General features: G+C 66.8%; 17 protein-coding genes. 7 read left to right on the top strand and 10 right to left on the bottom strand.

The features are described from left to right. Positions 1 to 33: 33 nt before the first annotated feature. Positions 34 to 1,890, bottom strand: coding sequence for an ABC transporter ATP-binding protein (locus Q0Q48_RS13790; protein WP_295138497.1), 1,857 nt, complete (start codon positions 1,888 to 1,890; stop codon positions 34 to 36). 37 nt (positions 1,891 to 1,927) lie between these two features. Then, positions 1,928 to 2,308, bottom strand: a complete 381-nt coding sequence (locus Q0Q48_RS13785) for a hypothetical protein (protein ID WP_295138495.1) — start codon at positions 2,306 to 2,308, stop codon at positions 1,928 to 1,930. 73 nt (positions 2,309 to 2,381) lie between these two features. Between Q0Q48_RS13785 and Q0Q48_RS13780 the strand changes: the two genes are divergently transcribed. Beyond that, entirely contained in the window at positions 2,382 to 3,710 is a 1,329-nt protein-coding gene (locus Q0Q48_RS13780) for a histidine-type phosphatase (RefSeq protein WP_295138493.1), read from the top strand. On the opposite strand, the gene Q0Q48_RS13775 is transcribed toward Q0Q48_RS13780, so the two are convergent. The 5 genes from Q0Q48_RS13775 to Q0Q48_RS13755 form a co-directional block, all read right to left on the bottom strand. After that, positions 3,707 to 3,898: a hypothetical protein gene (locus Q0Q48_RS13775; protein WP_295138492.1), complete on the bottom strand. Its 192-nt coding sequence runs from the start codon at positions 3,896 to 3,898 to the stop codon at positions 3,707 to 3,709. The genes Q0Q48_RS13780 and Q0Q48_RS13775 overlap by 4 nt on opposite strands. A 135-nt stretch (positions 3,899 to 4,033) precedes the next feature. Then, positions 4,034 to 5,902 carry an HWE histidine kinase domain-containing protein gene (locus Q0Q48_RS13770; RefSeq protein ID WP_295138490.1) on the bottom strand — a complete coding sequence of 623 codons (1,869 nt, stop codon included), beginning with the start codon at positions 5,900 to 5,902 and terminating at the stop codon, positions 4,034 to 4,036. Between the two features lie 23 nt (positions 5,903 to 5,925). Further along, positions 5,926 to 11,397 carry a HAMP domain-containing protein gene (locus Q0Q48_RS13765; RefSeq protein ID WP_295138488.1) on the bottom strand — a complete coding sequence of 1,824 codons (5,472 nt, stop codon included), beginning with the start codon at positions 11,395 to 11,397 and terminating at the stop codon, positions 5,926 to 5,928. Between the two features lie 334 nt (positions 11,398 to 11,731). Next, the gene (locus Q0Q48_RS13760; protein WP_295138486.1) at positions 11,732 to 12,424 is read right to left on the bottom strand and encodes a hypothetical protein; all 693 of its coding nucleotides are present in this window, start codon (positions 12,422 to 12,424) and stop codon (positions 11,732 to 11,734) included. A gap of 6 nt (positions 12,425 to 12,430) precedes the next feature. Continuing rightward, complete coding sequence (locus Q0Q48_RS13755; RefSeq protein ID WP_295138484.1) at positions 12,431 to 13,156, bottom strand: ABC transporter substrate-binding protein; 726 nt, start codon at positions 13,154 to 13,156, stop codon at positions 12,431 to 12,433. A gap of 146 nt (positions 13,157 to 13,302) precedes the next feature. Between Q0Q48_RS13755 and Q0Q48_RS13750 the strand changes: the two genes are divergently transcribed. From Q0Q48_RS13750 to Q0Q48_RS13735, 4 genes are all read left to right on the top strand, one after another. Beyond that, positions 13,303 to 14,838 (top strand): carboxylesterase/lipase family protein, encoded by a 1,536-nt coding sequence (locus tag Q0Q48_RS13750; protein WP_295138482.1) that lies wholly within the window; start codon positions 13,303 to 13,305, stop codon positions 14,836 to 14,838. Next, a complete protein-coding gene (locus tag Q0Q48_RS13745) occupies positions 14,835 to 15,941 on the top strand; it encodes an enolase C-terminal domain-like protein (RefSeq protein ID WP_295138480.1) in 1,107 nt (368 codons plus the stop codon). The genes Q0Q48_RS13750 and Q0Q48_RS13745 overlap by 4 nt, the downstream gene beginning before the upstream one ends. 9 nt (positions 15,942 to 15,950) lie before the next feature. Continuing rightward, positions 15,951 to 16,403: a YaiI/YqxD family protein gene (locus Q0Q48_RS13740; protein WP_295138830.1), complete on the top strand. Its 453-nt coding sequence runs from the start codon at positions 15,951 to 15,953 to the stop codon at positions 16,401 to 16,403. 133 nt (positions 16,404 to 16,536) lie between these two features. Next, complete coding sequence (locus Q0Q48_RS13735; RefSeq protein ID WP_295138478.1) at positions 16,537 to 19,824, top strand: AsmA family protein; 3,288 nt, start codon at positions 16,537 to 16,539, stop codon at positions 19,822 to 19,824. A gap of 21 nt (positions 19,825 to 19,845) precedes the next feature. Here Q0Q48_RS13735 and Q0Q48_RS13730 read toward each other — a convergent pair whose 3' ends face one another. Continuing rightward, complete coding sequence (locus Q0Q48_RS13730; protein ID WP_295138476.1) at positions 19,846 to 20,517, bottom strand: DsbA family oxidoreductase; 672 nt, start codon at positions 20,515 to 20,517, stop codon at positions 19,846 to 19,848. 68 nt (positions 20,518 to 20,585) lie between these two features. On the opposite strand from Q0Q48_RS13730, the gene Q0Q48_RS13725 reads away from it, so the two are divergent. Continuing rightward, positions 20,586 to 21,287, top strand: coding sequence for an SDR family NAD(P)-dependent oxidoreductase (locus Q0Q48_RS13725; protein ID WP_295138827.1), 702 nt, complete (start codon positions 20,586 to 20,588; stop codon positions 21,285 to 21,287). Positions 21,288 to 21,300: 13 nt separating this feature from the next. Here the strand turns inward: Q0Q48_RS13725 and Q0Q48_RS13720 are convergent, their stop codons facing one another. Both Q0Q48_RS13720 and Q0Q48_RS13715 read right to left on the bottom strand, forming a co-directional pair. Continuing rightward, positions 21,301 to 22,116 (bottom strand): MipA/OmpV family protein, encoded by an 816-nt coding sequence (locus tag Q0Q48_RS13720; protein WP_295138474.1) that lies wholly within the window; start codon positions 22,114 to 22,116, stop codon positions 21,301 to 21,303. Positions 22,117 to 22,179: 63 nt separating this feature from the next. Beyond that, entirely contained in the window at positions 22,180 to 22,842 is a 663-nt protein-coding gene (locus Q0Q48_RS13715) for an HAD family phosphatase (RefSeq protein WP_295138472.1), read from the bottom strand. Between the two features lie 49 nt (positions 22,843 to 22,891). On the opposite strand from Q0Q48_RS13715, the gene Q0Q48_RS13710 reads away from it, so the two are divergent. Beyond that, entirely contained in the window at positions 22,892 to 23,242 is a 351-nt protein-coding gene (locus tag Q0Q48_RS13710; protein ID WP_295138471.1) for a hypothetical protein, read from the top strand. Positions 23,243 to 23,251: the final 9 nt, after the last annotated feature.

The raw sequence follows: 23,251 nt of genomic DNA, 5'->3' as shown, positions 1-23,251 counted from the left end.
GCCCGGCTCGATTCGATCTTGCCCAGAAAGACTCTACCGATATCCCGCCGCCTGCAGCTCGAAGAGTTCGGCGTAGCGTCCCTGTTGCGCCATCAGCTCCTCGTGCGTGCCCTGCGCCTCGACCCTGCCGTCGGCCAGCACCAGGATGCGGTCGGCCATGCGGACGCTGGAGAAGCGGTGGGAGATCAGCGCCGCGGTCTTGCCGCGGCTCAGCTCCTTGAAGCGCTGGAACACCTCGAATTCGGCACGGGCGTCGAGGGCGGCGGTCGGCTCGTCGAGGATCAGCACCTCGGCCTCGCGCATGTAGGCGCGGGCGATGGCGATCTTCTGCCATTCGCCGCCCGACAGTTCGACGCCGTTCTTGAAGCGCTTGCCGATCATCTGGTCGTAGCCTCGGGGCAGGCGGGCGATCACCCCGTCGGCCTGGCTGCGGCTGGCCGCGCGCGCGATGCGTTCGCGGTCGCCGCGTGCCGAGATGCGCCCGACCGCGATGTTGTCGCCGGCCGGCAGATTGTAGCGGACGAAGTCCTGGAAGATGACGCCCATGCTGCCGCGCAACGCGTCGAGCCCGTAGTCCCGCAGGTCGCGGCCGTCGAGCAGGATGCGGCCCTCATCGGGGTCGTAGAGCCGGGTCAGCAGCTTGACCAGTGTGGTCTTGCCGGCGCCGTTCTCGCCGACCAGCGCCACCACCTCGCCGGCCTTCAGCGTGAAGGAGAGATGGCGCACCGCCCAGTGCTCGGCGCCGGGATAGATGAAACCGACATCTTCGAACACGAAGCCTTCGCGGATCGGCCTGGGAAAGGGCAGGGGATTTGCCGGCGAATGAATCTCCGGCCGGACCTCGAAAAAGGAGAAGAGATCGTCGAGATAGAGCGCCTGGCCGGCCACCGAGGAGAATCCGCTCAGCAGCGACTCGAGAAGGGTGCGCAGGCGACGGAACGAGCCCGCCAGGAAGGTGAGATCGCCGACCGAGAATTCGCCGGTGAGGGTGCGCCAGGCGATGTAGGCGTAGGCGAGGTAGTAGCCGACCGTGCCGATGGTCGTGAACAGCCCGCCCCAGCCGGCCCGGCGCAGCGCGAGACGGCGGTTGGCCTCGTAGAAGGATGCGGCGAGTCGGCGATAGCGGTCGATCAGGAAGTCGTGCAGGCCGAAGATCTTCACTTCCTTGGCGGTTTCGACGCTCGCCGCGGTCTGGCGGACATAGTCGAGCTCCCGCCGCTCGGGCGTGCGGCCGAAATCGAGCGAGTAGCTCTTGGCGTTGAAGTGGGCTTCACCGAGGAACGCGGGCACCAGCGCCACGACCAGCAGCACGATCAGCCACGGCGCGAACACGATCAGGCCGGCGGCGAGGCTCGCCACGGTGACGAGGTCCTGCGCCTGGGAGAAGAGCTGGCTCATCAGGGTCATGCGGCCGCTGGTCTGACGGCGGGCGCGTTCGAGCTGGTCCTGGAACTCGGCGTCCTCGAAATCCTCGAGGTCGAGCGTCGCGGCATGCTCCATCAGCCGCACACTCGAGCTGGTGCTGACACGCTCGGCCAGTAGCCCGTCGAGCAGGGAAACGATGCGGCCCAGCGCGTCGGCCAGCACCGCCACCGCGAATTCGGCGCCGAGCAGAAGGCCGAGCCGGTTGAGATGGCCGCTGTCGATCCATTGCCGCAGCGTCGCCGGCTTGTCGGGTAGCTGAACCAGCATCACGACATCGTCGATGATCAGCTTGCCGATATAGAGCGTGGCCACCGGCAGCAGGGCGCGCATCAGGCGCAGCACGATCGTCGCTGCCGCCAGGGTCGGGCTGGTGGCCCAGACCATGGCGAGGAAGGGCCGCAGGTTTCTCAGCGCGCCGACGCGCTCGCGGAACGAGCTGGCGCTGATCGTCGACGGTGAAGGCATCGTGGCTCAACCCCGGGAAAGGGGTGCGGGTTCCGGCTCACTCATCCGGCAGGGGCTGGGCATCCAGCCATTGTCGCGCGAGGTGAAGCTCCCGGAAGATGGCGAGGGGGCGTCGCGCCGTGGCGGCTGCGGCGAAGGTTTTCGCCTGCTCAAAGCTGCTGTCGGACGCGGCGACGATCGCCAGGGGCCCGACCTGGCCATGGTGGGCATAGAGCACCACCCGCCTGCCCAGCGCCCGCAGGTTATCGTCGCTCAACGCCCCGGGCGCGTGGGTGATCTTGAAGATCTTGCGATACCCCATCGCGCCTTCGGTGGTGACGCCGGCGAAATAGCGTTCGATGTCGCTCACCGTCACGGTGCCCCGGGCGACGGCTACGACGAGCCGGTCGGCATGCGAGATCGTCCATTGCACGGACATATTCCAATTCTAGCACGGAATGGATGACGCGCGGGACCTGGAGGCGGCATAGTGCGGCCTCCGGGGGAGTACCATGAGAATTCGAGTCTTTACCGTCGTCCTCGTTGCCTTGCTCGCGGCGGCCTTGATGCCGACCAGCGCCGAGATCCTGCCAACGCCGCCGGGCTGGCAGATCGAACGGGCGGTCCTTGTGAACCGGCACGGCGTGCGCTCGCCGACCGCGCCCAATGATGAGCTCGACAAATACAGTGCGACGGCCTGGCCCACTTGGCCCGTCGAACCCGGATTCCTCTCGCCCCAGGGCGAGGAGCTGTTGCGGCTCATGGGGACCTATTACCGTGTGCTGTACGGCGGGCGCGGTCTGGTCCAGGCGGACGATTGCCCGACCGCCGGAACCGTCGCGGCCTGGACGGATCTCTCGCAGCGCACGCGCACGTCCGGCGCCGCACTCCTGGCCGGCATGTATCCGCGCTGCGCCAACCTGCCGCTGCGCAACCAGGCGAACTTCACTGTGCCGGATCCCCTCTTCAATCCGCAGCCGACGGCATCCTGCCCCATGGATCTCGCGGCCAACCGCACCGCCATCCTGGCGCGCCTGGGGGGCAGCTTCGCCTCCGTCCAGCGCGACTATGCCGCGTCGCTCTCCATGATGCAGTCCGTCCTCTGTCCGGGCGGAGCGACCCGGGGGGCCGGCGGTGGCAGCTGTGGTGAAGCGGGCACGCCGAACAGCATCGTCGGCGGCACCGAAGACGGTGTCCGGCTGCGCGGCCCCATCGGCTATGCCTCGACGGCGGCCGAGAACTTCCTCATGCAGGCAGCCGAGGGGATGCCCAAGGACCAGGTCGCCTGGGGGCGGCTGGCTCACGATGCCTCGCTTCGCGAGCTCCTGACACTCCACCAGCTCGATCAGGATCTCACCCAGAAGACCAAGCCCATCGCCCAGCAGCGCGGCTCCAACCTGCTGTCACTGATCGGCGCCATCCTGGTAAACGGCCACAGTTTCCCGGGCCATGCGGCCACGGGGCAGCCGGTGCGCCTGGGCTTTCTGGTGGGCCACGAGAGCAACATCCACAACATTGCCGCCTTGCTCGACCTCACCTGGCAGATTCCGGGTTTCCTTCCGGGCGAGGCCTCACCCGGTGGCGCGCTGGCCTTCGAGCAGTTTCGTGAGGTGAGGAGCGAAAAGCGCTACGTGCGGATCGCCTACTATGCGCAGACGCTGGACGAGATGCGCCATCGCTCACCGCTCAGCTACCGCGACCCGGCGGGGATGGTGCAAGTGGCCCTGCCGGCCTGCTCGGCCGACCTGGTGAACAATGCCTGTCCTCTCGAGACCTTTCTGAAGATCGTGAAAACGGCCGTCGATCCCGGATGCGTCACGGCGACGCCCGGAAACTACTAACGATCCGAAATCAGCCGCTCGCGACCGAGCGCGGTGATCGCATCGCCTTCCGGGCTGGTCTCGATCAATGCCAGGTGGAGGAGGCGTGCGCGATGCTCGTCGGGCATCGATGGGGCCGTGCCTTCGGCCAGCGCACGCAGTGAGGCAAGAGCGGCCTGGGTGAGCGGCGCGATCAGGCCTCTGGGCATAGTTCGGATGTCTCTCGCCATGTTGGCTATCACCTCTGTCGTTGGACGGTGATAACGGCGGGGCGATGTGAAAGTTGACGGCGCAGACCTCGATTACGCGGGGAACCGCCCCGACTTCGCCCTGTTTCGCCGAGCCTATGCGCCAACCGTGACGCGCGACGGTGGGTCGAGCAGGGACACCAGCACGCGTTCGAGGCTTTCGGCTTCGAGCGGCTTGGGCAGGACGGGAACGTTGGCATAGCGCCGGTCGATGCTGTCGCGCTGGTATCCCGTGATGAATACGAAGGGAATGCCGCGCGCGATCAACAAGTCGGCGAGCGGATCGGCGAGCTCGCCCGCGAGATTGAAGTCGAGGAGTGCTCCGTCGAATCGCTCGCTCCGCGCCGCTGCCAGACCATCGGCAAGGCCGCCATAGGGCCCCAGCACCGTGGCGCCGAGATCCTCCAGGATGCGCTTGGCCATCATGCCGACCAGGACCTCGTCCTCCACCATCAGCAGGCGCCGGCCCGCGAGGCTTCGCGTACGCCGTCCGGTCATGTCTCTAGGGCCTTCCTGCTCGGGCTGTCGTGCGGGTGCCGGCCCGACGATCTGGGCCCGCGGAATGGACAGGCGGCAATGCAGGCCGTCCGGCCGCCAATCGTAGAAGACGCCGCCGCGGAACTGTGCCTCGATCGAGGACCGTACGATCGACAGGCCGAAGCCCAGCGACCTGGGCTCGACGGCAGGCGGCCCTCCCGTCTCGATCCAGTCGACGACCAGCGCCTGATCGTCGATCGTCCAGACGAGGCTGAGGTGGCCGTTCTCGGTCGACAGGGCGCCGTACTTGGCGGCGTTGGTGGCGAGTTCGTGCACCGCGAGCGCCACGGCCTGCGCGGTCGCGGGCAGTAGCATGGCCGGCGGACCGCCCGACTCGATGCGCCGGCGGTGGTCGGTACGGTAGGGCGCCAGCTCCTCGTCGACGATCTGGTTGAGATTGGCGCCCTGCCAGCGTGTAGCCGACAGGAGGTTGTGCGTGGCGGCGAGCGCATGGATGCGGCCTTCGACCGTCGATACGAATTCCGGCGTGCTCTTCGCCTTGGTGAGGCGCAGTACCGACAGGACGACGGCCAGCATGTTCTTGGCGCGATGATCGACCTCGCGCGCCAGCACGAGCTGCCGCTCCTCGGCGCGCTTGCGTTCCGTGATGTCGACGGTGACGCCGTTCATACGCATGGCGATACCGTCGGAGCCGCGCGTGACAACGCCGGCGCCGAAGCACCAGCGGACCTCGCCGCTCGGTCGGATGATTCGGAACTCGACCTGAAAACGGTCGTCGCCCGCTGCGACGATGGCGTCGACCGCGATCTTCTCACGATCATCGGGATGGACCATCGCTTCGATGCGCTCGACAGTGGGCTCGAAGGCAGCGCGGTCGACACCGAAGATCCGATAGGGCCCGTCATCCCACTCGACGTGGCCGGACGCGATATCGACTTCCCACGAACCCATGTCGCCGGCGCTGAGCGCAATGGACCGGCGCTCCTCGCTGCGGCGCAGCTGCTCCGTCTGGGCCTCGAGTTCCGCCGTCCGTTCGGCGACGCGCTTCTCGAGTTCCCGGTTCATCGCCTCGAGCTCGCGGGTCTTGCGGTACAGCTCGATGAAGACGCGGACCTTGGCGCGCAGTACTTCCGGCACCACGGGCACCGTAACGTAGTCGACGGCCCCGATCTCGTAGCCGCGCAGATGGTCGGTCTCGGCGATCTGCACCGCCGAGACGAAGATGATGGCGAGCTTCTGGAAGCGCGGATGCTCGCGGATCATGGCGGCCAGCTGGAAGCCATCGATCTGCGGCATCACCACGTCGATCAGCACGACGGCGACGTCCTCCAGTTTCAGCAGCAGGCCGAGCGCCTCGTGCGGCGAGTTGGCCTTCACCAGGTTCTCGCCCAGTTGGCCGAGGATGACCTCGTAGCTCAGGAGCTTGGCCGGCTGATCGTCGATCAGCAGGATGGTGACCTTGTCCATGGGGGCTGAAGCGGCGGCCAAGATCAGCGATGCAGCCAGAGGCGCAGCGCCGAGAAGAGCTGCTCGGTGTTGACCGGCTTGGCCAGGTAGTCTGAGGCGCCGGCCTCCAGGCACTTCTCGCGATCCCCTTTCATCGCCTTGGCGGTCAGTGCGATGATGGGAAGGCGGCGCAGCGCCGGCTTGCCGCGGATCAGCGCCATGGTCTCGTAGCCGTCCATCTCGGGCATCATGATATCCATCAGTACGATCGACACGTCGGGCGATGTCTCGAGGATCGAGATCGCCTCGTGGCCGGTCGTCGCCGTCAGCACCCGCATCCCGCGCCGCTCTAGTGCGCTCGACAGGGCGAAGATGTTGCGGGCGTCGTCGTCGACCACCAGCACGGTACGACCCGACAGCACCTCGTCGGAGCCGTGCAGCCGTTCCAGCATGCGTTGCTTTTCCGGCGCCAGGGCCGCCGCGGCGTGGTGCAGGAACAACGAAGTCTCGTCGAACAGCCGCTCGGGCGACGCCGCACCCTTGACCACGATGCTGCGCGCCATTGAATGCAGCCGGGCCTCCTCCTCGGCCGTGAGGTCGCGGCCGGTGAAGACAACGACGGGCAGGTCGGCCAGCGCCGGGTCGGTCTGGACGGTGTCCAGCACATCGAAGCCCGACATATCCGGCAGGCGCAGGTCGAGCACCATGCAGTCGTGGCGCTCGGTGCGAAGCCTCTCCAGGGCCTCCTCGCCCGAGGCAACCGCCGTGATCTCCACGTCGGGATGGTCGAGCAGGGCGGCTATGCTCAGCCTCTCGCCCTCGTCGTCTTCCGCGATCAGCAGCTTCTTGCGCCGCGGCTGGACATAGTCGTTGATGCGCGCCAGCGCGGCGCTCAGTCCTTCGGTCGTGGTGGGTTTGCTGAGGTAGGAGAAGGCGCCGCGCGACAGGCCTTGCTGGCGGTCCTCGTCCATGGTGAGGACTTGCACCGGGATGTGGCGGGTCTCCAGCGTTCGCTTGAACTGGCTCAGGACGTTCCACCCCAGCATGTCGGGCAGAAACACATCGAGCGACATGGCGACCGGCTTGTACTGCAGGGCGAGGTCGAGCGCCTCGGCGCCGCGCGCCGTCACCACGGCTTTCAGCCCCGCCGCGTGTGCGGCATCGACCATGATGCCCGCATAGTTGGGGTCGTCCTCAACGATCAGCAGCGTGCGATCGCCGGGCTGCAACTCGTGGCGGTCGTCGGGGAACTGGTCGGCGAGATGCTCAGGCAGCGGCGCCATCGGCAAGGGCTGCGAACCCTGGCCTTGGCCCTGGCCCTGGGTCGGTTGGCGCACGGCGGTGCGCGGACCGGTGTACATCATGGGCAAGTACAGGGTGAAGGTGCTGCCGACGCCGGGCGTGCTGCGCAGCGCAAGCTCGCCGCCCAGAAGGCTCGCCAGCTCCCGGCTGATCGCGAGGCCGAGGCCGGTACCGCCATACTTGCGGCTGGTGCTGGCGTCGGCCTGCTGGAAGGCCTCGAAGACGATCTTCTGCTTCTCGACAGGGATGCCCACGCCGGTGTCGGTGACCTCGAAGGCCACCACCGAGCGTGCCTGGTTCAGCGCGGCATTGTCGGAACGCCATCCGCCCGTGACCGGAACGGCCCGCAGCCGCACGCTGCCCTCGGCGGTGAATTTCAGGGCGTTGGACAGCAGGTTCTTCAGGATCTGCTGCAGTCGCTTGGAATCGGTGACGATGGAGCGGCCGAGCCCGGGATCGGCCTGGACCTCGAAGACGAGGCCCTGCGATTCAGCCTGGTGACGGAACGGCCGCGCCACGCTTTCCAGCACGTTGGTGAAGTAGATCTCCTCGGCGTCGACGGTGACGGTGCCGGATTCGATCTTGGAGAGATCGAGGATGTCGCTGATCAGGTTCAGCAGGTCGGTGCCGGCGCCGTGGATGGTGCGGGCGAACTCGACCTGCTTGGCGTGCAGGTTGCCTTCGGGATTGTCGGCAAGCTGCTGGCCCAGGATCAGGATCGAGTTGAGCGGGGTGCGCAGCTCGTGGCTCATGTTGGCCAGGAACTCGGACTTGTAGCGCGAGGTCAGCGCCAGCTCGGACGCCTTCTCCTCGACGGCCCGGCGGGCCTGCTCGATCTCCTGGTTGGCGCGCTCGACCTCGGCGTTGCGTTCGGCAAGCTGGGCGGCCTTTTGCTCGAGCTGCTCGTTGGTCTGCTGCAGCTCGCTCTGCTGGCTCTGCAACTCGCCGGCGAGCTTCTGAGACTGCTGCAGCAGGCTCTCGGTCTGCATCGTCGCTTCGATCGAGTTCAGCACGATGCCGATCGAGGCGGTGAGCTGCTCGAGGAAGGCGAGCTGCAACTCGGTAAACCTGCTGAGCGAGGCAAGCTCGATCACGGCCTTGACCTGGCCCTCGAACAGGATGGGCAGGACGACGATGCTCGTCGGCACGGCGCGGAACAGGCCCGAGGTGATGGGCCGCGCCGCTTCCGACATGGTCGAGATATGGATCGGCCTTCCATCGGCGGCGCATTGGCCGATCAGGCCCTCGCCGACATGCAGGATCTCGGGGTGACCGTCGCCCACGGCATCGGCATAGACCGAGACAAGGCGCAGCAGGCGTTGCGTGCCATCCTCGTGCGTCTGGTAGATCACCGCCTGGTGGGCATCGACGAGCGGCGTCAGCTCGCTCAGGATCATGCGGCCTACGGTGCCGAGATCGCGCTGACCCTGGAGCATGTTGGTGAACTTGGCGAGGTTGGTCTTCAGCCAGTCCTGTTCGGTGTTGCGCTCCGTCGTCAGGCGGAGATTGTCAATCATGGTGTTGAGCTTGTCCTTCAGCTCCGCCACCTCGCCCAGCGCGTCGACCTGAATCGAGCGCGTCAGGTCGCCCTTGGTGACGGCCGTCGCCACTTCGGCGATCGCGCGGACCTGGGTCGTGAGGTTGGCGGCCAGCAGGTTCACGTTGCCGGTCAGGTCCTGCCAGGTGCCGGCGACGCCCGGCACTTGCGCCTGGCCGCCGAGCTTGCCCTCGGTGCCGACCTCGCGCGCCACGCGCGTCACTTCGCCGGCGAAGCCGTTCAACTGGTCGACCATCGTGTTGATGGTTTCCTTCAGCTGAAGGATCTCGCCGCGCACGTCGACGGTGATCTTCTTCGACAGGTCGCCCGTCGCGACGGCGGTGGTCACCTCGGCGATGTTGCGCACCTGGGTGGTCAGGTTCGCGGCCAGCAGGTTCACGTTGTCGGTGAGGTCCTTCCAGATGCCGGCGACGCCCGGCACCTGCGCCTGGCCGCCAAGCTTGCCTTCTGTACCGACCTCGCGCGCGACGCGGGTGACCTCGCCGGCGAAACCGTTCAGCTGGTCGACCATCGTATTGATGGTGTCCTTCAGCTGCAGGATCTCGCCGCGCACGTCGACAGTGATCTTCTTCGACAGGTCGCCCGTCGCGACGGCGGTAGTGACGTCGGCGATGTTGCGCACCTGGGTGGTCAGGTTCGCGGCCAGCAGGTTCACGTTGTCGGTGAGGTCCTTCCAGATGCCGGCGACGCCCGGCACCTGGGCCTGGCCGCCCAGCTTGCCCTCGGTGCCCACCTCGCGTGCCACGCGGGTCACTTCGCCGGCGAAGCCGTTCAGCTGGTCGACCATCGTGTTGATGGTGTCCTTCAGCTGAAGGATCTCGCCGCGCACGTCGACGGTGATCTTCTTGGAAAGATCGCCGTTGGCCACGGCGGTCGTTACTTCCGCGATGTTGCGCACCTGGCCGGTGAGGTTGGTGGCCATGAAGTTGACGTTGTCGGTGAGGTCCTTCCAGGTGCCGGCGACGCCCGGCACCTGCGCCTGGCCGCCCAGCTTGCCCTCGGTGCCGACCTCGCGCGCCACACGGGTCACTTCGCCCGCGAAGGAGTTGAGCTGGTCGACCATCGTGTTGATGGTTTCTTTCAGGCGCAGGATCTCGCCCGACGCGTCGACGGTGATCTTCTTGGACAGGTCGCCGCCTGCGACCGCGATCGTGACGTCGGCGATGTTGCGCACCTGTGTGGTCAGGTTCGCTGCCAGCAGGTTCACGTTGTCGGTGAGGTCCTTCCAGGTGCCGGCGACGCCCGGCACCTGGGCCTGGCCGCCCAGCTTGCCCTCGGTGCCGACCTCGCGCGCCACGCGCGTCACTTCGCCGGCGAAGCCGTTCAACTGGTCGACCATCGTGTTGATGGTTTCCTTCAGCTGAAGGATCTCGCCGCGCACGTCGACGGTGATCTTCTTCGACAGGTCGCCCGTCGCGACGGCGGTGGTCACCTCTGCGATATTGCGCACCTGTGCGGTGAGGTTGGTCGCCATCGAGTTGACGTTGTCGGTGAGGTCCTTCCAGGTGCCGGCGACGCCCGGCACCTGCGCCTGGCCGCCGAGCTTGCCTTCGGTGCCGACCTCGCGCGCGACGCGGGTGACCTCGCCGGCGAAACCGTTCAGCTGGTCGACCATCGTATTGATGGTGTCCTTCAGCTGCAGGATCTCGCCGCGCACATCGACCGTGATCTTCTTCGACAGGTCGCCACGCGCCACGGCGGTCGTCACGTCGGCGATGTTGCGCACCTGGTCGGTGAGGTTGCCGCACATGGCGTTCACGGAGTCAGTGAGGTCCTTCCAGGTGCCGGCGACGCCCGGCACGATCGCCTGGCCGCCGAGCTTGCCCTCGGTGCCGACCTCGCGGGCCACGCGCGTCACTTCCGAGGCGAAGGAGCGCAACTGGTCGACCATCGTGTTGATGGCCTCCTTCAGCTGCAGGATCTCTCCGCGCACGTCGACTGTGATCTTGCGCGAGAGGTCGCCGTTGGCCACCGCGATGGTGACGTCGGAGATGTTGCGCACCTGGGCCGTCAGGTTGTTGGCCATCGAGTTGACGCTCTCGGTCAGCTCGCGCCAGACACCCGTCACTTCGCTCACCTTGGCCTGGCCGCCCAGCTTGCCTTCGGTCCCGACCTCGCGCGCCACGCGGGTGACCTCGGAAGTGAAAACGGAGAGCTGCTTGATCATGGTGTTGACGATGGTCGCGGCGCGCAGGAACTCGCCCTTGAGCGGCCGACCATCGACATCGAGCCGTGCCGTCTGCAGTAGGTCGCCCTGCGCCACGGCACCGATGACGCGCGTCACCTCGGTGGTCGGCCACACGAGGTCGTCGATCAGCGTGTTGACCGAACTCTCCATCTCGCCCCAGGCGCCCCCCGATAGGCCGAACTTGACGCGCTGGCGGGTGCGGCCCTGTTCGCCGACCGCCTTGCCGATGCGTTCGAGCTGCTGGGCCATGCTCTCGTTGCCGGCGGCGATGTCGTTCACCACCGCGGCGATCCTCCCCAGGGTGCCGTCATGGTCCGCCGCCAGCCGGGCCGAAAAATCGCCGCTGCGCAGAGCCTCCAGCACAGCCAGCAGGTCGCGGAGCCCGGCCGACGGGAGCTGGTCGCGAGAGGGAGAGGGCGAAGCAATCGTCGGACCACCGACCAGTGACGAGCCAGCGTCGGCGGTCATGCGGAAGCCCCCTCGGAAGGAGGCATGTCGCACGAATTAATTTCTCTTCCGTTGGAACCCGCTCGGGACACTTCCAGACCCCCCGCAACGGTGGGAACAACGCCTCGAGGTGCACCGGGTTGCATGGTCTTTTGCATTTGACCCGGAGTGGTCAGGCGAGGCCACGAAGGTTGCCGCCGAGGTGCCGGCCGTGATGGAGGACCTGGCCCGGCGTAACCGAACCGGTCGTGTACACGCGTCGTGGCAAGGTCTGGGAGATCGGGGCGACGGCGGAATTGTTCGCCGATCCGAAGACGGGTGAGTCAGGCCGTTCGTGGGCTGCGAACTCGAGCCGTCACTGCCCGGCGAACAGCTTCGCCTCGCGACGGCCGGCCTGTTCGTTGGCCATCGTCACCAGCCCGTAGGTCACCACCACGGTGAAAACGATCGTGGCGTAGAGCGTATAGGGATGCGTCGCCGCTGCGGCACCCGGCGGCAGGACGTGGACCACCTCGCCGCCCAGGACGGCGGCGCGAGCGACACGGGCGATTCCGAGACCTGCGAAGGCGAGGGCCGCCGGCAGCCGGCTGTGCAGATCATCCTTGTGGCGGCCCTGCCAGATCTCCCAGGCGGAGGCCAGCCCCAGCAGGCCGAGGAGCAGGGAGAAGGGGATCGACGCGGCCTGTCGTCCCGCACCGAGGGCCCTCAGGACGACGAACAGGGCGAGGAAGGCCGCGCTGATGCCCACGGCGAGCGCAATGAGCCGGACAATGTCGGTGCGACCTTGATTGGCGAAGCGAAGACTGAGCCACATCGCGGCAAAACCCGTAACGATCACCATGTCGGCGGCCAGCAGGAGCGCGAGATCGGCCTGGGCGATGCGGACGCGCAGGATGAGCGCACCGAGGACGGTGAGCAACAGGGCCACCGCCCAGGCACGAAGCCCCGGCGCGTTGCGATGGTGGTACCAGGTCAGGAGCGCCGCACCCGCACTGGCGACGGTCACGATGCCGCCGATCAGGTAGAGGGTCTTGACGTTCAGTTCCATGGGCGGTCAGGCGGGCGGCGCGACGGACAGGCCCTTGACCTTGTGACGGTCGATGAAGCCCTGAACCAGGCCCGACTTCTTGGCCTTTTCGACGAAGTCGGCAAGGAAGGCCGCGCCCTCGACATTGGGCTTGGCCGTGCCGACGGCCTGCTGGACCGCGGTGAACTTGCCGTCGAGGATCCTGAGGCCCGGCGCCTTCTCGACATCCTTGAGCAGGCCGGGGCGGAGACCCGCCAGCACCTCGAGCTTGTCGGACATGAACTTCTCGTAGGCCGCGTCGAGGCCGCTCACCTGCACCAGCGTGGCGTTCCTGATGTTGTTCACCAGCCAGAGATCGTAGGCAGAGCGGGCGGAGACGGCGATGCGCACGCCCTTCCTGTCGACATCGGCGATCGATTTGATGGGAGAGCCCTCGGGCACCATGTAGGTCGCCTCGATCTCCACATAGGCGGCGGTGAACTGGATCTTCTCGGCGCGCTGCGGCTCGGCGCCGATCAGCCCGATGTCCCACACGTCCTTGCCGACCTGGTCGCCGAGCTCGCCGGGAGACTTGAAGGTCACGTACTTCACCGGCACGCCCAGCGAGGCCGCAATCTCGCGCGCCATGTCGGGGGCGACCCCGGTCGGGTCACCGCTGTCGCTGCGGCCGGTGACCAGCAGGAAATTGGAGAGATTGATGCCGGCGCGCAGGACGCCGGTGGGGGCAAGTTGGGCTCGGACCTTGTCGTTCATGGCGACAGTCTATGGCCAACCGACACCGGATGGTAGGAAGATGAGCATGTCCCGCCAGGTCACACACCGCGTTGCGATGCAGCTAGGCGAAATTGATGCGGTCCAGTCACAGCACTGGCCCGTCCGTTCGCGCTAGACTGAAACCCATGACAGCAGAAATCGTCGTCGAGACCACTGCCGGCCGGATCCGCGGCGTCCGCGATCGCGGAGTCGAGATCTTCAAGGGGATTCCGTATGCCGAGCCGCCGCTCGGTGACCTGCGCTTCCGGCCGCCGCGCAAGCCCGTGCCCTGGGCCGGCGTTCGCGATGCGCTCGCGTACGGCAACATGGCGGTGCAGAGCCAGAATGTCTTCGCGCTGCCCGACGACCTGTTGCGCCTCTTCACGCTCGCCGGAAAGCAGAAGCTCGACGAGGACTGCCTCTATCTCAACGTCTGGACCTCGGGGCGCGAGGGGGCGGAGCGGCCCGTCCTGTTCTGGTGCCATGGCGGCGCCTTCATCACCGGTTCGGGATCCTCGCCCTCGTCGGACGGCGCCAATCTCTGCCGGCTCGACGATGTCGTGGTCGTTTCGTTCAATCACCGCCTCGGCGCGTTCGGCTATCTTCATATGGAGGACACGGCCGAAGGTTTCGAGCATGCCGGGCTCGCGGGCGTGCTCGATATCATCGCCGCGCTCCAATGGGTACGCGACAACATCGCCCGCTTCGGCGGCGATCCGAACAACGTCACCATCTTCGGCGAATCCGGCGGCGGCGCGAAGGTGAGCGTGCTGATGGCCATGCCGCCGGCCAGGGGCCTGTTCCACAAGGCCATCATCCAGAGCGGACCGGCCGTTCAGATGGCCAATCGCGAGGACGGCACCCGGACCGCGCGCCAGATGCTGGAGCATCTGGGGCTCGATGCGGCCAACGCCGGCAAGCTGCGCACGCTGCCGGCGGCGAAGCTCCTCGAAGCGCAGGTCAAGGTGCTGGCGGGTGTCAGTCGCGCAGCCTTCGCCGACCGGCGGCGGCTCGGCTTCAACCCGGTGATCGACGGCGCGCTGTTTCCCGGCGGGCCCTTCGCGCCCGATGCGCCGCTGCCTTCGATCGACGTCCCGCTGATGATCGGCAGCAACAAGGACGAGATGACCCTTTTCCTGGGCCACATGCCGTGGGTCGCCGATGCGACCTTCGAGAGCCTGCCCGAGTCGCTCACGCCCTATCTCGGCGCGCGGGCGGCCGACATCGTCGCGGTCTATCGCAAGGCGCAGCCGAGGCTCCGGCCCGACGAGATCGCGATCGCCATCGTTTCCGACCAAGGTATCCGCGCGCCGTCGCTCCTGATCGCGGAGCGCAAGCTGGCGCAGGAAGCGGCGCCGGTGTTCGTCTATCTCTTCGCCTGGGAGACGCCGGTGCTGGGCGGCCGGCTGCGCTCCTGCCACACGCTCGAGATCCCCTTCGTCTTCTCCAATCTCGAGACGGCGGAGCTGACCGGCGACGATCCCGGGCGTCTTGCGCTCGGCGAGACCATGAGCCGGGCCTGGATCGCCTTTGCGAAGCGTGGCGATCCGAACCATCCCGGCCTGCCGGTATGGCCCACTTATTCGGCGCGCATGCGCGCCACGATGATATTCGACACGGTTTGCCACCTGGACATCGACCCGCTGGGCACGGAGCGGCGGGTCTGGGAGACAAAGGCATGAAGATAACCGACGTCACGTTGACGCTGTTCGCCTGGGACGACATCCCGCCCACGACCTATGGCGCGCACACCGGTCGCTTCTCGGGCAAGAGCGCGCTGGGCCTGCTGCGTATCGTCACCGACGAAGGACTGGAAGGTCACGCCTTCCTGGGCTCGGCGATGAATCCCGCGACGACGGACGGGCAGGGGCTGATCAGCCACATCAAGCCGGTGCTGATCGGCAAGGACCCGTTCCAGCGCGAGCACATCAACCAGGAGATCTGGAAGCGCCAGCGCTCCGCGGGCGTGCGCGCCATCGGCGCGGTCGACGTGGCGTTGTGGGACCTAGTCGGCAACGCGATGGGCCAGCCGATCCATCGCCTGCTCGGCACCTATCGCCAGTCCGTTCCGGCTTACGCCAGCTCCGCCGTATTGGCCTCGCCCGCCGAGTACGCCGAGGAGGCGATGCAGTTCAAGGAGTATGGCTGGGCCGCCTACAAGATCCATCCGCCGACGCGCTGGCGGGAAGACATCAAGGTCTGCGAGGCAGTGCGTCGCGCCGTCGGCGACTACACGATCATGCTCGATTCGACCTGGAGCTACGACTATCCGGCCGCCATCCGCGTCGGCCGCGCCGTCGAGGAGATGGGCTTCTACTGGTACGAGGATCCGCTCGCCGACCAGGACATCTACAACTACACCAAGCTGAAGCAGCTTCTTTCAATTCCGATCATGGCCACCGAGTATCCGCAGACCGGCCTCGATTCCTACCAGCCGTGGATCCTCCAGCAGGCCACCGACTATCTGCGCGGCGACGTGGCGGTGAAGGGCGGTATCACCACCCTGGTGAAGACGGCTCATCTCGCCGAGGCCTTCCGCATGAACTACGAGGTCCATCACGGCGGCAACTCGCTGAACAACGTCGCGAACCTCCATGTCATCGCCGCGATCCGCAACACCGAGTTCTTCGAGGTTCTGCTGCCCGACGGCGCGCAGAAGTACGGTCTCGAGAAGGACATCGTCGTCGGGCGCGACGGCATGGTGCATGTGCCGAACGGTCCGGGCCTGGGAGCGGACATCGATTTCGCCTTGATCGAGCGCAAGAAGCTCGCCGTCCTGAGCTAGGAGGCTGGAATCGACATCTACATCGACGCCGATGCCTGCCCGGTAAAGGCCGAGGTCTATCGGGTGGCGGAGCGCTACGGATTGAAGGTCTTCGTCGTGGCCAATGCCTACATCAACGTGCCGCGCGATCCGCGGATCGAACGGGTCGTCGTGAGCGACGGTTTCGACGCGGCCGACGACTGGATCGTCGAGCGGGCGGGGCCCGACGACATCGTCGTCACCTCCGACATCCCGCTCGCCGATCGCAGCCTCAAGAAGGGCGCTTCGGTCATCGGTTCCAACGGCGTGCCCTTCACCGCCTCCTCGATCGGCATGGCGATGGCGAACCGGGAACTGATGTCCAATCTTCGGGCGATGGGTGAGATCACGGGCGGGCCGAAGCCGATGGCAGCGCGCGACCGGTCGCGCTTCCTGTCGGCGCTCGACGAGGCCATACAGAAGGTGAGGCGACGCCGGACCTAGCGTGCGGCGGCCAGCTCCATGGGCAGCGCGCCGCCTTGGAATAGCCCAAGAGCAGGACCTGCAATAGACTAGGGTGGCATCCTGCAGCGCCTTGCGGCGTTCAAGGGGTCGGGGCGTTCACGAGTAGATGGCCATGCAGAAGCGAACCTGGATCCGGACTGGCGCGGGCGTCGTGGCGTTTTCCGCGCTCGTTGCACTTGCTGGCCTGGCCGCGCCCTCGCTGCTGGATATCGATCAGTACAAGCCCGCCATGATCGCGGCAGTGAAGGAGGCGACCGGCCGCGAACTCGTGATCGAGGGCCCGCTGAAGCTCACGGTGTTCCCGTCGCCGCGCATCAGCGCCCGGCAGGTCCATTTCGCCAATGCCGTGGGCGCCAAGGGCGCCCAGATGGTGGATGTCCGCTGGATCGGCGTGAGGCCCTCCCTTTGGGCGCTGATGCAGGGACACATCGAGATCGAACGGCTCACGCTGTTCAGGCCGACCCTGGTCCTCGAGAGCGACGCCGAAGGACGGCCCAACTGGGAGTTCCATCCCGGTGCCGGCGCCGCCCAGCCAGCCGGGGCGCCGAGCAGCGGCCTCCATCTCGCCATCGGCACCGTGAAGATCCGCGAAGGGACGCTCAGCTACACCAATCCAAAGACGGGAAAGACGCTGAGGGCGGAGAACCTGGAAGCCCTGGCGTCCGTCGGCTCCCTGCAGGGGCCGTTCGAGTTCGACGCCACGGCGACCGTCAACGGGATTCCCCTGTCGCTGATGGCGAAGGTCGGCGCGCCGACCGACAAGGGCAGCGACATGTCCTTCAAGCTCAAGGTGCAGAGCGGCACGCTGAACTTCGACGGGCATGTCAGCCGCATCGCACCGGATGCCGATATCAAGGGCAAGGTCTCTCTCGCCACCGGCGGCCTGACCGATTTCATCGCCAGCCTCGTACAGGCGGGCGGTCAGGACGCGCCCGCCTTCGACGCTGCGGCGATCGGACCTTTCGCCTTCGACGGCGACATCGACCTCTCGGCCGAGAAGCTGGCGCTCACCGATTTCAGGATGTCGATCGGCAGTGAAGGCGTGTCGGGCAGTGTCACACTGGTGACGGGTGCGAACCCGTCCCTCGAGAGCCGCCTGTCCCTGCCCAGGGTCGACGCCGAGAAATGGCGTGCGCTGCTGTCCAACCCGGGACTGTTTCGGCCGAAGCCCGTGTCATCCCCCACCATGCCGGCCGCAGCCCCTGCCGCCGCGCCCGCCGCCCCCGCCAAGGCGACGCCGGCTTCCGCCTCGCTGTCGCCGTTTCCGCCCGCGTTCACCGTCCTGCTGTCGATCGACGCCGGGGAAGTGGCGTTTCGCAGGGGTACGGCGCGTGACGTGTCGCTTGCCGTGGAAATTCGCAAAGGCGTCATTACCGTGCCGCGCCTGAACGCCACCTTGCCAGGCGACATGATCCTGAAGGCCAACGCCACGCCGCCAGCGGTCGCGCCTGCGTCCAAGCCGGCCAGCGCTCCTTCCGTACAGGCCACCGGGCAGTTCAGTCTCGCCGGCTCGCGGTTGCGCGAGACGCTGGCCTGGCTGGAGATCGATACGTCGGGTGTGCCGGCCGGCAAACTCCAGACCCTGGCGATCGAGGGCAAGGTGGCATCGACCGCCAGCAGCCTGCAGATCTCCGATCTCACGATGGATCTGGATGGCCAGCGTGCGACCGGCAGCGGCAGCATCACCTTCGGCCTGCCGCTCACGGTGGCGACCTCGGTGCAACTCGACAGCTTCGACCTCGATGCCTACCTGCCGCCGCCCGTCGAGCAATCGGTCGTTTCGGACCCCGCGGCATCGACGGCGCCGGTCCCGGTCCCGCCCGCCGCCCCCGCAGCGCCCGACAAGACCCTGCCTGTCCTCGGGCTCAAGGCCAAGGTGGCGAAGCTCTTGTTCCGCGGCGGGGCCCTGAACGGTATCGATGCCGATCTCGCCGTGCAGGGCAACCTCCTGAAGGTGAACGGCCTGAAGGTCGCCGAGCTTCTGGGGGCAAAGTTCGACCTCAAGGGGCAGGTGGCCGACTTCGGCACCGCGCCACAGTTCGACTTCACCTTCAACGCCACGATGCCCGACACCGACAAGCTGCTGGTCTATGCCGGCATGCCGAAGTTCGTGAACGGGAAGCTCGGGGCCTCGACCGCGAGTGGCAACGTGGCAGGCACAATGGAGGCGCTGACCCTGCGCAATGCTTCGGTCACCGCGGCCGGTGCGACCGCGCGCGCCACCGGATCGCTGGTGCTGGGCGACAAGTTCGCCTTCGACCTCTCGAGTTTCAACGTGCAGGCGCAGGATGCGAGCGGCCTGGTGTCGGTGGCCACCGGGAAGCCGCAAACGGGCCTCGGCGGACTGGCCGCCGAAGGCGCCTTCAAGGGTAACGACCAGCGCGCTTCGTTCGAGGGCAACCTGACGGCGATCGGCACGCCGATGTCGGGGCGTATCGATGCCACGCTCGGGGCGAGGCCGAACTTCGCAGCCAACCTGCGTATCCCCGGCACGCTCGACCTCGACCACTGGCTGGGCGTCACCGACGGGCCCGTGCCTTCCGTGCCCACGCCTGCGTTGCCGGTCGCTCCGGGCGGCGCAAACGCTGAGGCTGTGCCGCTGCCCTCCAAGGGGCCGCGCGTCGCGACGGGCAAGCAGATCGATCTTTCGGGCCTGCGCGCCTTCGATGCTTCGCTCAACCTCGAAACAAGTGCCATCGAGGTCGGGGCGCTCCGCGTGACCTACGCCGACATGAACGCCACCCTGCGCAACGGCGTGTTCCAGGTATCGAAGCTTACGGGACAGTTCTACAGCGGCGCCGTCGACTTCACGGGCACGGTCGACGCGTCGAAGGACACGATGACGGTCGACGTCGCCGGGACCCTGCAGGGCATCTACGTCGGCGAGCTGCTGCGCGGCGCGGCCGGGCAGAATGTCTTCGGCAACGAGCATCTGAAGGTGGCGGTCGACGGCAAGATCAACGTCATGAAGGTGGCGCTGCAGGGGCAGGGGAACACGCCCGAGCAGCTTCGCGATTCGCTGACGGGCCAGGGCCACCTGTCGGGCGTCGTCTATCCCTCCGTGGCCGGCGGGTCGCTGGGCTTCGCCTCCTTCGCGACCGGAATCGGCAGTCTCTTCAGCACCGAGATGGGTTTCAACTCGGCGGTCATCTCGGGCTTTATCAATGCGCAGAGCACCATTGAAGGCGACATCACCCTGTCCAATGGCGAGATCAACCTGCAGAATCACGCGTTGAAGGGGCCGAATGCGACGGCGCGAATCAACAGCCGTACCAGCCTGACCGCGGCGACGACCGAGACGACCATCGCGCTCGACTCGGGCTCGAACGGTGCGACCGACTATGTGATGACGGTGAGCGGACCCGTCTCTGCGCCGACGATGAGCATCCGCGGGAAGTGACGCGGTCGCTGCGACGCCGCTCTAAGCCGCGCGTTCCTTGAGAATTTCCCAGGCCCGGCGGAAGGTCTGCGCCATTTCCTCGGCGGGCACGGCGCCGGAGAACAGGACATGGCCCTGCAGGGCGAAGCTTGGCACGCCCTGGATGCCGGCGTTGCGCGCCATCTGGTCGCCGGCCAGCACCTCGCGACGCCCTTCGTCGCTGGCCAGCATGGCCAGCACTTCGGCACGATCGAGTCCGGCTTCGGCGGCGACGTCGCCCAGGATATTCGAGTCGCCGATGTCGGCGCCCTTGCAGAAGTAGCTCTCGAACAGTTCCTCGACGACCGCGTCCTGCACGCCGCGCTGGCCCGCGAAGCGGATCAGGCGATGGGCATTCACCGTGTTGGGAGTGCGGACGATCCTATCGAGATGGAATTCGAGCCCGACCGTGGCAGCGGTCTCGGTGATGCGCTGGTCCATCTGCCTGGACCGCTCGAGGCTGCCGAACTTGGCGATGCGGTAGCTCGTGCGTTCGACGCCCTCTGCCGGCATCTCGGGATTGAGCTGGAAGGGGTGCCAGGCAACGGCGACCCGGCAATGCTGCGTAGCGAGGAGATCGAGCGCACGTTCGAGCTGGCGCTTGCCGATGTAGCACCAGGGGCAGATCACGTCGGAGATGACGTCGATGCGGCCGGTCGGTTGGACCTGGTCCATGGCTTTGTTTCCTTCCCTATTGACGGGAAGCCTATACCTGCCGGGAATCCCCGGCAACGAGAGGACCCCTGCACATGCCGAAATACCGCTCCGCCCTGATCGTGGGGACTGGTCCAGGCCTCAGCGCCTCGCTGGCCCGCCTGTTCGCGAAGAACGGCCTGTCGGTCGCCCTGGCGGCCCGCCAGACCGACAAGCTCGCTGCACTTGCGAAAGAGACCGCGGCATCCGTTCACGTCTGCAACGCCGCCGAGCCATCGGAAGTCGCGGCCCTGTTCGAGGCACTCGACGCAGCCGGTCGCACCCCCGACGTCGTGGTCTACAACGCCAGCAACCGGGTGCGCGGCGCGCTGGTCGACTTGGCGCCGGACGACGTGAAGCGGGCCATCGAGATCAGCGCCTTCGGCGCCTTCCTGGTGTCGCAGCAGGCGGTGAAGCGGATGCTGCCCAGAGGGGAAGGCGCGGTTCTCCTGTCGGGGGCGACGGCGGGCGTGAAGGGCTTCGCGCTGTCGGCGACCTTCGCCATGGGCAAGTTCGCGCTGCGGGGGCTCGCGCAGTCCATGGCGCGGGAGCTGTCGCCCAAGGGCATCCACGTCGCCCATTTCGTGATCGACGGCGGCATTCGCAGCGCCGCCCGGCCGGTGTCAGACGACAGGCCCGACAGCCTGCTTGATCCCGACGCCATCGCCGAGACCTACTGGCATGTGCTCAACCAGCACCGCAGCGCCTGGAGCTGGGAGGTCGAGGTGCGGCCCTGGGTCGAGAAGTTCTAGGGCGACCCGCGCGCTACCAGGAAAAGCGCCAGGTGAGCGCGGCGCCGGCCACGAACTGGTTCCGGGATCCGCCGGGTCCCGTGACGATCGGCGAATTGGCGACCGTGTCGGCCAGGTAGTTGTAGCTGCCGAACGCGACGAAGCTCAGCTGGTCGTGGATGCGCCACAACGCGCTCGCCCCGACGCCGACGCTGCGAAGCCCGGCACCGGGATAGTATTGCGCATAACCCGAGTTGATCGATTGCAGCGCGGTGATGCCGAAGTAGGCCTGGTTGAAGGTGCCATCGGTCACCGAGAGCCGCGGTCCGCCGGACAGGAACACGCTGTCGCTCACCCTCAGCTTGCCGTCGATCAGGGCATCGAAGATCAGGCCGTTGCTGCCGCCGATGCCGCGCCGCAACTCGACCTTGGCCGAGAGGAAGGGCTGATCGTAGCGCAGGAAGGCGCCGCCCTCGATCGTGAAGGGGACGTTGCCCGTGCCGTAGAGGTAGCCACCATCACCCTGGTTGCGCGGAAAGCGGTAGCGGAAGATCGGACCGGCCTTGAAGCCGGAGACATCCAGCAGCGTGGCGCCGATGCCGTCGCGCGCCGAGATGAAGACCTTGTCGCGCTGGTAGCGCAGGTCGAGATTCGGAATCGGCAGCACGCGATAGTTCGCACTGCCTTCGAACCACGGGGCGATCACCACGCCCGGTCCGATGTCGAAGGTCCAATCCTTCGGCGGCGGGCCCGCAGGCTCGCTGCCGATACTGGTGGGCTGGGCATGGGCCGTTCCAGCTTGCACCGTGACGACTGCGAGGCAGGAGACGAGAAAACGTAGCAAGCGCACGGGCAACTCCGCTGTTGACGCTCCTCTACGCGCCCAGCGGACCGGCGGATCAGTCGCTGTGAATTAAAGCGACTCTTCGAGCATCAGCCGCGCCGCGTGAAGATCCTCGAACACGCGCAGGCACTTGGCGCGCACTTCGGGCAACGGCGGCAGGATGTCGGGCACCATGAAGGCCATCGTGCCGGCGGCATGGGCCGCGGTGAGGCCGACGTTGGAATCCTCGAAGGCGATGCAGCGCTCCGGCGTCACGCCGAGCCGGCGGGCGGCCTCGAGATAGACGTCGGGCGCAGGCTTGGCGTTCTCGACATCGTCGCGCGTCGCGACCGCGGCGAAGCGATCGATGAGACCCGCGCGACCGAGATGGCGCTCCGCGGTGATCCGGCCGGAGCCGGTGGCGACGGCGAGGGGCAGGCCGCGGCCCGCCAGGAAGTCGAGCATCTCGACGACGCCGGACTTGATCGGCAGATGGCTCTCCAGCCGTCGCTTGGCATGGCCGGAGAAACGCTCGCGGAAATGATCGATGCGGAAGTCGGGCCCATAGAAATTCTGGATCATGACGTCGCATTCGCGCCCCGAGACGCCGATCATCGAGTGACAGAATTCCAGGGTCATCTCGATCTCGAAATCGCGGGCGGCATCCTGCAGGGCATCGATGTAGACGGCCTCGGTGTCGATCAGCAGACCGTCCATGTCGAAAAGGATGGCTTCAACGGGTTTCTTCAGCATGCTTTCGTTCTAAGCTGCCGGGCGAAGAGGGCAAGGGAGAGAAAAATTCATGCGTATCCACAACCTGTATGTAGACGCCGACGGCGAGACGCACTTCCGCGACATCGAGATCGAGTGGAAGAATGAAGGTCGCGGCGGCAAGACCTCCGCCACGCTGCCGGCGACCGGCATCATTTTCCGCGAGACGCCCGGCACCTACGATTATGAATGGCATCCGGCGCCGCGCCGGCAGTACATCATCAACCTCGACGCCGGCGTTTCCATCCAGGCCAGCGACGGCGAGACGCGCATCATCGGCGCCGGCGAGGTGATATTGGTCGAGGACACGCACGGCAAGGGCCACTTCTCGAAGGCGATCAACGGCCAGCTTCGGCACTCGATCTTCGTTCCCATCGAATAGCGTAAGGGT

This window comes from uncultured Reyranella sp., assembly GCF_945957355.1.
Lineage (GTDB): Bacteria > Pseudomonadota > Alphaproteobacteria > Reyranellales > Reyranellaceae > Reyranella.
This window is presented reverse-complemented; position numbering and strand designations above follow the sequence as displayed.